The following is a 12,489-nucleotide window of genomic DNA, read 5'->3' on the forward strand; positions in this document are numbered from 1 at the left end:
ATAGCTTCAGCCGCTCGAACTCCTCGGGGCTTTATCTCACGCCCGTGAACGCCGCCGAGGTGTTGGCATTGTGCTCCGACGCGTAGAAACCAGCGGATAGTTTCCTTCGTTTCGAGCCGCTGTCTTGGCATAGCTATCGACCGCGCTAATTCGCCTCTTGCCCATGAAGGCCTTGGCGACCTAAATCATGGCCCAGCCTGAGGGGCTCGGCTCGAAATGTGGAGAGTTTATGGTGGGTGTCGTTCTCAACATCGGTGAGGGGAAGCGCGAGGCCGCTTCCATCCAGGAACTCATCGACCTGACGGCGCCCGACATGGCGCGGGTGAACAAGCTGATCCTGTCCAAGGCCGGGTCGGATGTGGAGATGATCCCCGAGGTCGCCAACCACCTCATCTCCTCGGGGGGCAAGCGGCTGCGGCCGATGCTGACGCTGGCAGCCGCGCAGATGTTCGGCTACTCCGGCGAGGGCCACATCAAGCTCGCCACGAGCGTGGAATTCATGCACACGGCCACGTTGCTGCATGACGACGTCGTCGACGAAAGCGGCATGCGCCGCGGCAAGAAGACGGCACGCATGATTTGGGGCAATCAGGCTAGCGTGCTGGTGGGCGATTTCCTGCTCGGTCAGGCGTTCCGGCTCATGGTCGAAGTCGGCTCGCTCGAAGCGCTCGACATCCTGTCCACGGCTGCCTCCATCATCGCTGAGGGCGAGGTGATGCAGTTGGCCGCCGCCAAGAACCTCGAAACGACCGAGGACGAGCACTTCGCCGTCATCAAGGCCAAGACCGCCGCGCTGTTTTCGGCCGCGGCCGAGGTCGGCCCGGTGATTGCAGGCGCGTCCAAGCCGGCGCGGGCGGCGCTGCGCTCCTACGGCATGAATCTCGGCCTGGCCTTCCAGCTCATCGACGACGCCCTGGACTATGGCGGCGACAGCTCCAATTTGGGCAAGAATGTCGGCGACGATTTCCGCGAGGGCAAGGTGACGCTCCCGGTCATCCTCGCCTACCGGCGCGGAACGGCGGCCGAGCGCGAGTTCTGGAAGGTTGCAATCGAGCAGAACAACGCCGACGACGCGGCGCTGGAGAAGGCGATAGGCCTGATGACGCGCCACAGCGCGATCGCCGACACGATCGGCCGCGCGCGACACTTCGGCGAGATCGCCCGCGACGCGCTGGCGCCCCTCGATGCGACGCCGCAGAAGACAGCATTGATCGACGTCATCGATTTCTGCATCAGCCGCGTGGTATAAAGGCTGATTGGCAAGGCAATGACGGCCGGTCTTTGACCGGATTGTGAAGTGCGGCCGATTGAACCGCGACCGCAAAAAGGCCATGCTTTTGCGAACTATCGCGCAAGTGAGTCACGCCGCCATTGGGGCGGTGCGGCGGGAAGGACGAATATGCGGCGAATGAGCGTGGGCTGGCTGGCGAGTGTTTCGGCGCTGGCGGGCCTGATGGTGATAGGACAGCCGGTTCTGGCCAAGCAGACCAACGAAACGGTCAACATCAATTCGTTGTCCGGTGCCTATCTCGCCGCTCGGGTGGCCGAAGTCGACAACGACCTCGACAGCGCCATCGCCTACTACAAGCGCGCGCTTGCCTTCGACACCGAGAACTCGGACCTCCAGCAGAGCCTGATGCTGGCGCTGATCGCCCAGGGGCGCTTCGACGAATCGCTGCCCTATGCCGAGAAGCTGAAGGCCGTGCCCGATATCGAGCGCTTCTCGCGCCTGGCACTGGCGGCCGACGCTATCCGCAAGGGGGACTACAAGTCCTCCGAGAACCTCCTCAAGCTTACGGTCGAATCCGACCTCGACCGGCTCATCACCAGCGTCATGACCGCCTGGTCGAAGGCTGGTGCCGGCGACACCAAGGGTGCGATTTCCTATCTGGAGAAGCTCCAGGGGCCTGAGTGGTATTCGCTGTTCACCACCTATCACCGCGCGCTGATCGCCGATGTCGCCGGCAAGACGCAGGAGGCTGACAAAATCTACGCCGCCACGCTCGAGAACGTCGCGGCTGGCGGCGCGGCGCCGGAAACCTGGCTGCGGGCGGCGGAGGCCTATGCCAGCTCGCTTGCCCATCGCGGCGAGAAGAAGAAGGCGCTGGCCGTGCTGGACAAGGCCAACTCTTTCGCCAGCGGCCGCGTGGCGTTGACCGTGCTACGCCAGAAGATCGAGAAGGGCGAGCCGGTTTCGCAGCTGATCGCCACTCCGGCGGACGGCGCCAGCGAAATCCTGCTGGACCTCGCCGCCGCGTTGAACCGGGGCGGCGGCGAGCCCTTCGTGCGGCTCTACCTGCAATATGCTCTGGCGCTGCGCCACGACAGCGATGCAGCGCTGATGCAGCTGGCGGCAGTGGCCGAGCAGCAGGAGAACGGGCAGGAGGCGATCGATCTCTATCGCCGCGTGCCGGCCGACTCGCCGCTGAAGCGTTCCGCCGAATTGCAGCTCGGCCTCAACCTCGCCGACCTCAAGCAGCACGACGAGGCGATCACCCTTCTCAAATCCTTGCTCGAACAGGCGCCAGACGACATGCGCGCCTATCTGGCGCTCGGCGGCGTCTATGCCTCGACCGAGAATTTTCGCGCCGCGGCCGAGGTCTACGACAAGGCGGTGGAGCGGCTGAAGAAGCCGGAGAAATCCGACTGGAACATCTTCTACCAGCGCGGCATCGCCTATGAACGGCTGAAGGAATGGCCCAAGGCCGAGCCGAACTTCCGCGAAGCGCTGAAGCTCATGCCCGACCAGCCGCAGGTTCTGAACTATCTGGGCTACTCCTGGGTCGACATGAACACGAACCTCGATGAAGGCTTGGCCATGATCCGCAAGGCGGTCGACCTGAGGCCGAGCGACGGCTACATCGTCGATTCGCTGGGCTGGGCCTATTACCGCCTCGGCCGCTTCGACGAAGCGGTGACGGAACTGGAGCGGGCGGTTTCGCTGAAGCCCGAGGACCCGGTGCTGAACGACCATCTCGGCGACGCCTACTGGCGCGCCGGCCGCAAGCTGGAGGCGACCTTCCAGTGGAGCCACGCGCGCGACATGAAGCCGGAGCCGGATGTGCTGGCCTCGGTGCAGAAGAAGCTGTCCGAAGGCCTGCCGCCGCTGGAGGGCAAGGCCGCCGCGCAGGCGCCGGTCAAGCCGGTGGAGCCCGAGGTGAAGCCGGAGGAACCGGCCGAACCGCAGCCCGAGAAGAAGGGGGAGCATCCCGACCTGGCCCCGGTGCAAAAGATTTCCGCGAAGCCCGCGGCCTACACGGTGCAGCCCGGCCAGTCGCTGTGGTCGATCGCTAACGAGGTGCTCGGCAATGGCGACCGCTATCAGGAAATCCTCAACCTCAACCCGCAACTGCACGGCGATCCCGGCCGCATCGTGCCGGGCCAGGAATTGATCATTCCCTGACGCATAACCCCAAAAATCGGAACCGATTTTTGGAAAGGGATTATGCATAGATTCAAAGTGCTACAGCGTCCTTTGCGCGCCCTTTCGGGCGCGCTGTGCTGTAGTAGGGCAACTGATCCTCTCGGGAAAACTTGACGCTTCCGGCAGGCCGGAATAGGACGGGCCGTCTTTCGGCCCGTCTTTTTGAGGCTTTCCCGTGACCGCCAATTTACCCGCCCATATGCACCCCAGCCGCTCGTTCCAGGGGCTGATCCTGACTCTGCACGACTACTGGGCAAAATACGGTTGCGTCATCCTGCAGCCCTACGACATGGAGGTCGGCGCCGGTACGTTCCACCCGGCCACGACGCTGCGCGCCTTGGGGCCGAAGCCCTGGAAAGCGGCCTATGTGCAGCCCTCGCGCCGGCCCAAGGACGGCCGCTACGGCGAGAACCCGAACCGGCTGCAGCACTACTACCAGTACCAGGTGATCCTGAAGCCGAACCCGCCGGACCTGCAGGAGCTCTATCTCGGCTCGCTGAAGGCGATCGGCATCGATCCGCTGCTGCATGACATCCGCTTCGTCGAGGACGACTGGGAAAGCCCGACGCTGGGCGCCTGGGGCCTGGGATGGGAATGCTGGTGTGACGGCATGGAAGTGTCGCAGTTCACCTATTTCCAGCAGGTCTGCGGCATCGAATGCGCGCCGGTGGCCGGCGAGCTGACCTACGGGCTCGAGCGCCTGGCCATGTATGTGCAGGGCGTGGACAATGTCTATGACCTCAACTTCAACGGCCGCGACGGTGACGAAAAGGTCACCTATGGCGAAGTCTTCCTGCAGGCCGAGCAGGAATATTCGCGCTACAATTTCGAGCACGCCAACACGGCGGTGCTGCTGAGGCATTTCGAGGAGGCCGAGGCCGAGTGCGAGGCGCTGCTCAAGGCCGGTGCCGAGCGCACCGACGGCAAGCCGCACCAGCTGGTGTTTCCGGCCTATGACCAGTGCATCAAGGCCAGCCATGTCTTCAACCTGCTCGACGCGCGCGGGGTGATCTCGGTCACCGAGCGGCAGAGCTACATCCTGCGCGTGCGCAACCTCTCGCGCCAGTGCGGGGAGGCGTTCCTTCAAACCGAGGCCGGTGGCTTCGCGATGACCGGCGAGGCTGCATAAATGCCCGATTTTCTGCTTGAACTTCGCTCCGAGGAAATCCCCGCGCGCATGCAGCGCAAGGCTGCCGGCGACCTGAGGAAGATGGTCACCGACGGCCTGGTGGAAGCGGGCCTCACCTATGAGGCGGCGCGCGAATACTGGACGCCGCGCCGGCTGACGCTGGACATTCGCGGCATGACCCCGCGCTCGAAGGACGTGCACGAGGAGAAGAAGGGGCCCAGCACCAAGGCGCCGCAGCAAGCGATCGAAGGCTTCCTGCGCTCGGCCGGGCTGACCGACATCTCCCAGGCGCATGTGCATACGGACCCCAAGAAGGGCGATTTCTACGTCGCCCATATCTCGAAGCCTGGCCGCGCGGCGGAGGAGATCATCGCCGAGCTGATGCCGGCCGTGATCCGCGCCTTCCCCTGGCCGAAGTCGATGCGCTGGGGCGCGGCCTCCGGGCCGAAGGGCGCGAGGTATAACGGCGCGGAAGGCCGCGGCGGCGACACGCTGCGCTGGGTGCGCCCGCTGCAATCCATCGTCTGCACCTTCGGTCCCGAGACCGAGGAGCCCAAGGTAGTGGATTTCGAGATCGACGGCATCCGCGCCGGCAATGTCACCTACGGACACCGCTTCCATGCGCCCGGCGCCATCACCGTGCGCCGCTTCGACGACTATGTGGCCAAGCTCGAGGCCGCCAAGGTGGTGCTCGATGCGGATCGCCGCAAGCAGATCATCCTTTCCGATGCCAAGAACCTGGCCTTCGCCAGCGGCCTCGACCTGGTCGAAGACGAAGGCCTGCTGGAGGAAGTGTCGGGTCTCGTCGAATGGCCGGTGGTGCTGATGGGCGAGTTCGAGCAGGACTTTTTGGCCATCCCGGCCGAGGTGATCCGCCTGACCATCCGCGCCAACCAGAAGTGCTTCGTCACGCGGCCGCATGGCGAGGCCGAAGGCCTCTCCAACCGCTTCGTGCTCATTTCCAATATCGAGGCGAAGGACGGCGGCAGGGAGATCGCCCACGGCAATGGAAAGGTGGTGCGCGCACGCCTCTCCGACGCGCACTATTTCTGGAACACCGACCAGCACGACCTGCCGGACCTTGGCGAGCTTGGGGCTTCGGCCGAAAAGTTCGGCCTCGACATGAAGAAGCCGCTCGACCAGCGCATGGCGCGGCTCGACCACCTCAACGTGACCTTCCATGCCAAGCTCGGCACGCAAGGGCAGCGCGTGGACCGCATCCGCAAGCTGGCGCGCGAGATCGCGCCGATCGTCGGCGCCGATCCAGCCCTGGCCGAGCGCGCCGCGGTTCTGGCCAAGGCAGACCTGCAGACCGAGGTGGTTGGCGAGTTCCCCGAACTGCAGGGCGCCATGGGCCACAAATATGCGCTGCTGCAGGGCGAGCATGCTTCGGTGGCGGCAGCCGTCGAGGAGCACTACAAGCCGCAGGGCCCGTCCGATCGTGTGCCGACCGACCCGGTTTCGGTGGCGGTGGCGCTGGCCGACAAGCTCGACACGCTGGTGGGTTTTTGGGCCATCGACGAAAAGCCCACGGGCTCCAAGGACCCCTATGCGCTGCGCAGGGCGGCGCTGGGCGTGATCCGCATGCTCATCGAGAACGCCGCGCGGGTTCAGCTCGGCCGCGCCGGCGATTTCGCCATGAACGGCTACTCGCAGGTTTCCGGCCAGCGTGCTCAGCTTTTCATGGACCTTCTCTCCTTCTTCCACGATCGCCTGAAAGTCTATCTGCGCGATCAGGGCGCCCGCTACGATCTCATCGACGCCGTGCTGGCGGCTGGCGAGGGGACGGCTTCCAACGACGACCTCTTGATGGTCGTGCGCCGCGTCGAGGCGCTCGGCACCTTCCTCGACACCGAGGACGGCAAGAACCTGCTGGCCGGCACCAAGCGCGCGGCCAACATCCTTGCGGCTGAAGAGAAGAAGGGCACGCGCATCGCGGAAGCCGTCGATACTTCGCTGTTCCGCGAGGACGAGGAGCAGGCCCTGTTCGCGGCGATCAATCAGGCCGACAAGGAAGCCGCGCAAGCGATCCAGAACGAGGATTTTTCGGCCGCCATGCGGGCGCTGAGCGCGCTGCGCGCACCGGTCGATTCCTTCTTCGACGATGTGCTGGTCAACGACGAGGACCTCGACGTGCGCGCCAACCGCCTCGCGCTGTTGTCGCGCATCCGCGCCGCCACCGACGAGGTTGCGGATTTTTCGAAGATCGCGGGCTGACGCGTTTCCGGGTTCGGCGTATCTAGGCCAAACCTGCCTCGGACTGCCGGTGGCGAGTCCGAGGCCTGGGTCCCCGGAACCTCCGCACTTCGCTTCGCTCGTGTTCCGGCCCGAGGACGACGGGTTGGGGGCGGGCTGGCCTTAACCTTCTCGGCTGCGTTTGTCCCGCGGTCCGGGGACGACGGGTGAGAGCCATCGCTCTTAGCCTTCGCGGCTTCGCTCGTGCTGCGACCCGAGGATGACGGGGCGTCGGCCCTTAACCTTCACGGCTGTGCTCATATTGCGGCCGAGGAGGACAGGGTAAGGTTTCTGGCAAGCCTTCAACGCTGGGGAGTTTCCGCGGGCCTCTCTCCCTCCGTCATCCTCGCGCCCCGAGCGCGAGCGATAGCGAAGCGAGGGGTTGCGGGGATCCAGGCCTCGACGGTCCAATGGGCAAGCCGGTCCAAAGTTGACGCGTTCGTACTGTTGCCGGCGAGGTTGCGGGCTTTTTGTAGGTATCTGACGTTCGGCGCGTCGACGCCAAACCTGCCTCGGACTGCCGGTGGCGAGTCCGAGGCCTGGGTCCCCGGAACCTTCGCATTTCGCTTCGCTCGTGCTTCGGCCCGAGGACGACGGGTTGGGGGCGGGCTGCCCTTAACCTTCACGGCTTCACTAATATTGCGGCCCGAGGACGACGGGGGAACAGGGCCCCAGAGCCTAAACGGGCAGGCTCAGTTGCTCGAAGCCCACGCCCCGCCGACCACGCCGCCGCGGAACACGGTCGGCTCGGCCGGCCAGTACCGCGAAACGGCTGCGCTGGAGGCGACCTTGTCGTCGGTGGCGACAGGCTTGCCGAGCGTGATCACGGATGGCCGTGCCGCCTGGCCTGCCTGCGCGGCGAGGGTCATGATCGACGGGCCGGGCGAGTTGGCTGCTTCTAGCGTCTCGATGGAACCGGCTTGCGCGGTCGTCGCCGTCAGCACGGTCGCCGCAATCAGAAAAGCACCTGCAATGCGCATTGCCCCCTCCTGCCATTTGCCTGCCATGGCTCATAGCGCAACAGGCGTTGCCGCTTGTTTGAAGCAAAGCGCGGCATTTTAGCGATTGCCGGAAAAAACTCCTCGGCACTTGCCGCGGCAGGCCGCCCGCTATAGGCAGGCGGTGTTCAATAAAGAGATCGTCGCACGTGGCCGAAATCCTCGAGGGCAGCAAAGCAATGGAGCGGGCGCTGGCGCTTCTGGCGGCCGGCGAACTCGTGGCCATTCCCACCGAGACCGTTTACGGGCTGGCCGGCGATGCCACCAATGGTGAGGCCGTGGCGCGCATCTTCGAGGCCAAGGGCCGGCCGCGCTTCAACCCGCTGATCGCGCATGTCGCCTCCATGGCGATGGCCGAGACGATCGCCGAATTCGACCCGCTGTCGCGCCGGCTGGCCGAAGCCTTCTGGCCGGGGCCGCTGACGCTGGTGCTGCCGCATCGCGCCGACAGCGGCCTGCATCCGCTGGTGACGGCCGGGCTGGGCACGATTGCGCTGCGCATGCCCAAGGGGTTTGGCTCCGAGCTTATAGCCGCCTTCGGCCGCCCGCTGGCCGCCCCCAGCGCCAATTCCTCCGGCAAGATCAGCGGCACCACGGCCGAGGCCGTAAATGCCGATCTGGGCGGCCGCATCAAGCTGGTGGTGGATGGCGGGCCGACCCAGGTGGGGGTGGAATCGACCATCGTGAAGGTCGAGGACGGGGCCTTGCGCCTGCTGCGGCCCGGCGGCATCCCGGCCGAGGAGATCGAGGCGGTGGCAGGGACAAAACTGCTGCGCAACAGCGATGCGGGCATCGAGGCGCCGGGCATGATGCTGTCGCACTATGCGCCGGGGGCGGCGATGCGGCTGGACGCTTCCGCCGTCGAGCCGGGAGAGGCGCTGCTGGGTTTCGGGGCCAAGCGCGCGGCCGGCGCGGAGAAGGCGGTGGCCTTCCTGAACCTTTCAGAGGCCGGCAATCTGCGCGAGGCGGCCGCCAATCTGTTTACATACATGCAGGCGCTGGACCGTTCGGGCGCCAAGATTATCGCCGTGGAGCCGGTGCCGCATGAGGGGCTGGGCGAGGCGATCAACGACCGGCTTTCGCGCGCCGCCGCCCCGCGCGAGACAGTTGAGAATTTCGAACCCAAGTAGCTGACATGACAAAGCATTCGACGCCTCTCGATTCCGCCTTGCTCGACCGCTTCGCGGCGATCGTCGGCGAGCGCCATGCGCTGCGCGACGAGGCGGACATCGCGCCTTACCTCACCGAGCCGCGCGGCCGCTTCGGCGGCGTCTCGCCGCTGGTGCTGCGCCCGGGCAGCGTGGAGGAGGTGAGCCGCATCATGCAGCTTGCCACCGAAACGTGCACGCCGATCGTGCCGCAGGGCGGCAATACCGGGCTGGTGGGCGCACAGATGCCTGACCACTCCGGCACGCAGGTGGTGCTTTCTCTGTCGCGGCTCAACAGGATCCGCGAGATCGACACGCAGTCCAACACGGTGATCGCCGAGGCCGGCGTGATCCTAGAAAAGCTGCAGGAGGCGGCCGATGCGGCGGGGCGGCTATTTCCGCTGTCGCTCGGCTCGCAGGGATCGTGCGAGGTCGGCGGTAATTTGTCTTCCAATGCCGGCGGTACCGGCGTGCTGGCTTATGGCAATGCGCGCGAATTGTGCCTGGGCGTGGAGGTGGTGCTGCCCACCGGCGAGGTGTTTGACGACCTGCGCAAGCTGAAGAAGGACAACACCGGCTATGACCTGAAGGACCTGTTCGTCGGGGCCGAAGGCACGCTCGGCGTCATCACCGCGGCGGTCCTAAAACTGTTTCCGAAGCCGAAGGGCAGGGAAGTGGCCTGGGTGGGCCTTTCCTCGCCGGAAGCCGCGCTGGAGCTGTTCGGCCGCGCCAGCGAACAGGCGGGCAGCGGCCTGACCGCTTTCGAGCTCATCTCCGACATGGTGCTGGGCTTTGGCTTGCGCCACATTCCCGACGCGCAACGGCCGCTGGAAAGCGAATGGCCGTGGCATGTGCTGATGGAGATTTCGTCGGGCCGCTCGGCCGAGGATGCGCGCGAGACGATTGAAGAGGTGCTGACCGCCGGCTTCGAGGCGGGCGTGGTGGGTGACGCGGCGATCGCCGCCAGCCTTGCGCAGGCGAGCGCCTTCTGGCGGCTGCGCGAGGGCCTTTCGGAGGCGCAGCGCCCAGAGGGCGGCTCGATCAAGCACGACATTTCGGTGCCAGTCGCCTCCGTCCCGGCCTTCATCGAGCAGGCGGGCAAGGCGGTGGCCGCGATCTGTTCCGAGGCGCGTATCGCCTGCTTCGGCCACATGGGCGACGGCAATCTGCACTACAACATCTCGCAGCCGGCGGGCGGCGATACCGAGGCCTTCCTCGACCTCTACCCGGACATGAACAAGGCGGTGCACGATATCGTGCGGGAGATGAACGGCTCGATCTCGGCCGAGCACGGCATCGGCCAGATGAAGCGCGAAGAACTGATCGCCACGACGCAGCCGATCGCCATCGACCTCATGCGCCGCGTGAAGAAGGCGTTCGATCCGGCGGGGATCATGAACCCGGGCAAGGTGATCTGAGGGTCTTCTTCACCCCTTCTTCAGACAGGTTTACAACATCTTGTAGCTGGTCGGATTCCGATAACCATCTGGTAGATCAGCAAAATTTAACCGACTTTCTTAAGCGGGGCGGTAACAACCCCGCGCTAGTGTCCTTCCCATAACGAGACCGGGAAAACCCGGTTCGGAGAGACCGGAACACCGGCTCTCAGGAGTAACAGGAAGAAGGCACAATCAATGAGCACCGGACTGAAGCCAGTCTGGGCGGGGCGCACCATGCGCCTCGACCCTTATCGCTTGCCCCAGATGACCAGCTTTGCCACGCACGACGAGTTCGGTGACGTCAGCTTCACCATCGACCAGCGCGGCGCGACGGTCCGGCGCATACTCAAGAAGAGCGGCCTGCCGGCCACCGTGGTGCTGCCGGCCAGGGCCTTCCGCGGCGTGGCTGCCCGGGCGATCGAGGACGACCTGCTCAACGTGACGGTGACGCTCGAGCTGCTGCACAACGACCCGCAGCTGTCGGTGCCGCTCCTGGTGGCCGACAATCTGGAAGACGTGGCCGCCGACTGGCGCGCCTGGGCGGAAGCCTACCGCCTGCCTATGCTTCTGATCGAGGCCGACGGCGTGGCTCGTACGCTGGAGGAATCGCTCGGCGCGGCGATCAAGGCCATGCCGCCGCAGGGCCGCCGCAAGGGGCGCCCGACCATGGCGCGCCGCTCGCGCTTCCAGGCCCGCCGCAAGACCGGCAATCTCGGCCTGCGGCTGGTGATCGGCGGCGAGGAAATCATCGCCCGGCAGTAGGCAACTGAAGTTTTTGGGTCTTTGCCGTCCATGGGCCGCGCTCGTGGGCGGTGAAGGCTGTTGGCGTTAGACCAACTTCTACGGAACGTCTTCGAATTCCCCCTCTCCGTCCGCTTCGCGGCCACCTCTCCCCCGCAAGCGGGGGCGAGGAACCGGCACTCGCTGAGGTCGCGACATCGCAGAATTTTGGTTCCTCGCCCCCATGAAATGGGGGAGAGGTGCCGAGCTTGAGCGAGGCGGAGAGGGGGACTGGGCAGGAAGGCGTCTGTCGCCTCAAACCAGCGGCTTGAGCGCGATCCACAGGCCGCCGCCGATCAGGCCGAGGAAAATCAGCCAGCCGACAGTTCCGTTTGACTTGAACAGTTTCAGGCACTGGTCGGGATCGTCGATGTTCAGCACCCGGATCTGGCGTGCCATGTGCGCGCCCGCGGCCACCAGCCCGGCCAGCGCCGGCATCGGCGCTTCCGCAGCGGCGAAGGCGAGCGCAAAGCAGATCAGCGCGCCGCCATAGAGCCCCACCAGCCACAGCTTGGTGTTTTCGCCGAACAGTCGCGCGGTGGAGCGCACGCCCACCAGCGCGTCGTCTTCCTTGTCCTGGTGGGCATAGATGGTGTCGTAGCCGATCACCCACATGATCGAGCCGATGTAGAGCAGGATCGGCGCGGCATCGAGATCGGAGAACTCGGCGGCCCAGCCCATCAGCGCGCCCCAGGAAAAGGCAAGGCCGAGAACGAACTGCGGCCAGTCGGTGATTCTCTTCATGAACGGGTAGATCGCCACGATGCCGAGCGAGCAGAGGCCGAGCAGGATCGCGAAGCCGTTGAGCTGGACGAGCACCAGAAGCCCGACCAGCGCCTGCATGAGCAGGAAGCGCCAGGCCTGCTTGCGGCTGACCTGGCCCGACGGCAGGGGCCGCGAGCGCGTGCGCTCGACCTCGGCGTCGATCTTCTCGTCGACGAGATCGTTGTAGGTGCAGCCGGCGCCGCGCATGGCGATGGCCCCGACCAGGAACAGCACCAGATACCAGGGGTTGGGCAGAAGCGTCAGCAGCGGGTCTTCCGGCCGCGCATAGGCAACCGCCGCCAGCGCCGTGGACCACCAGCAGGGCCACAGAAGCAGGATCCAGCCGATGGGACGATCCCAGCGCGCAAGCTGCGCGTAGGGCCATACCCAGCGCGGCAGAACCCGATAGACCCAATGACCACTCGGCGCGTCGGCAACGCGGCCTTGCGCCTCTCTCGACTGAATATTTTCCATGCTCTTGAGGTGACAGCAGCCGCAACGCTCGTCAAGAAGATGATTTGTCCTTGATAATAGGCGTTGACGGTTGACCGCGCCGCGCAAGGGCCATACC

General features: G+C 65.5%; 9 protein-coding genes. 7 read left to right on the top strand and 2 right to left on the bottom strand.

The window, feature by feature from the left end; translation table 11 throughout:
• The first annotated feature begins 232 nt into the window (after window positions 1-232).
• The 4 genes from ABLE85_RS02045 (at window position 233) to glyS (ending at window position 6,770) form a co-directional block, all read left to right on the top strand.
• Window positions 233-1,249, top strand: a complete 1,017-nt coding sequence (locus ABLE85_RS02045) for a polyprenyl synthetase family protein (protein WP_348791442.1) — start codon at window positions 233-235, stop codon at window positions 1,247-1,249.
• Window positions 1,250-1,399: 150 nt separating this feature from the next.
• A complete protein-coding gene (locus tag ABLE85_RS02050) occupies window positions 1,400-3,403 on the top strand; it encodes a tetratricopeptide repeat protein (protein ID WP_348791010.1) in 2,004 nt (667 codons plus the stop codon).
• A gap of 196 nt (window positions 3,404-3,599) precedes the next feature.
• Entirely contained in the window at window positions 3,600-4,553 is a 954-nt protein-coding gene (locus ABLE85_RS02055) for a glycine--tRNA ligase subunit alpha (RefSeq protein ID WP_348791011.1), read from the top strand.
• Window positions 4,554-6,770 (top strand): glycine--tRNA ligase subunit beta, encoded by a 2,217-nt coding sequence (gene glyS / locus ABLE85_RS02060; RefSeq protein ID WP_348791012.1) that lies wholly within the window; start codon window positions 4,554-4,556, stop codon window positions 6,768-6,770.
• Between the two features lie 710 nt (window positions 6,771-7,480).
• On the opposite strand, the gene ABLE85_RS02065 is transcribed toward glyS, so the two are convergent.
• The gene (locus ABLE85_RS02065; protein ID WP_348791013.1) at window positions 7,481-7,768 is read right to left on the bottom strand and encodes a hypothetical protein; all 288 of its coding nucleotides are present in this window, start codon (window positions 7,766-7,768) and stop codon (window positions 7,481-7,483) included.
• Window positions 7,769-7,935: 167 nt separating this feature from the next.
• On the opposite strand from ABLE85_RS02065, the gene ABLE85_RS02070 reads away from it, so the two are divergent.
• From ABLE85_RS02070 to ABLE85_RS02080, 3 genes are all read left to right on the top strand, one after another.
• On the top strand, window positions 7,936-8,916 hold the full coding sequence (locus ABLE85_RS02070) for an L-threonylcarbamoyladenylate synthase (RefSeq protein WP_348791014.1): 981 nt from the start codon (window positions 7,936-7,938) through the stop codon (window positions 8,914-8,916).
• A 5-nt stretch (window positions 8,917-8,921) separates the two neighbouring features.
• Window positions 8,922-10,352: an FAD-binding oxidoreductase gene (locus ABLE85_RS02075; RefSeq protein ID WP_348791015.1), complete on the top strand. Its 1,431-nt coding sequence runs from the start codon at window positions 8,922-8,924 to the stop codon at window positions 10,350-10,352.
• 216 nt (window positions 10,353-10,568) lie between these two features.
• Window positions 10,569-11,135, top strand: coding sequence for a DUF6101 family protein (locus tag ABLE85_RS02080; protein WP_348791016.1), 567 nt, complete (start codon window positions 10,569-10,571; stop codon window positions 11,133-11,135).
• A gap of 273 nt (window positions 11,136-11,408) precedes the next feature.
• Here the strand turns inward: ABLE85_RS02080 and ubiA are convergent, their stop codons facing one another.
• The gene (ubiA, locus tag ABLE85_RS02085; RefSeq protein WP_348791017.1) at window positions 11,409-12,392 is read right to left on the bottom strand and encodes a 4-hydroxybenzoate octaprenyltransferase; all 984 of its coding nucleotides are present in this window, start codon (window positions 12,390-12,392) and stop codon (window positions 11,409-11,411) included.
• Window positions 12,393-12,489: the final 97 nt, after the last annotated feature.

This window comes from Mesorhizobium sp. KR1-2 (assembly GCF_040045035.1).
Classification (GTDB): Bacteria; Pseudomonadota; Alphaproteobacteria; order Rhizobiales; family Rhizobiaceae; genus Pseudaminobacter.

What these genes read in the sequence shown, in the direction of transcription:
- ABLE85_RS02075 (WP_348791015.1), top strand. Translation starts at nt 8,922, where the DNA reads ATGACAAAGCATTCGACGCCTCTCGATTCCGCCTTGCTCGACCGCTTC.
- ABLE85_RS02050 (WP_348791010.1), top strand. Translation starts at nt 1,400, where the DNA reads ATGCGGCGAATGAGCGTGGGCTGGCTGGCGAGTGTTTCGGCGCTGGCG.
- glyS (WP_348791012.1), top strand. Translation starts at nt 4,554, where the DNA reads ATGCCCGATTTTCTGCTTGAACTTCGCTCCGAGGAAATCCCCGCGCGC.
- ABLE85_RS02080 (WP_348791016.1), top strand. Translation starts at nt 10,569, where the DNA reads ATGAGCACCGGACTGAAGCCAGTCTGGGCGGGGCGCACCATGCGCCTC.
- ubiA (WP_348791017.1), bottom strand. Translation starts at nt 12,392, where the DNA reads ATGGAAAATATTCAGTCGAGAGAGGCGCAAGGCCGCGTTGCCGACGCG.
- ABLE85_RS02065 (WP_348791013.1), bottom strand. Translation starts at nt 7,768, where the DNA reads ATGCGCATTGCAGGTGCTTTTCTGATTGCGGCGACCGTGCTGACGGCG.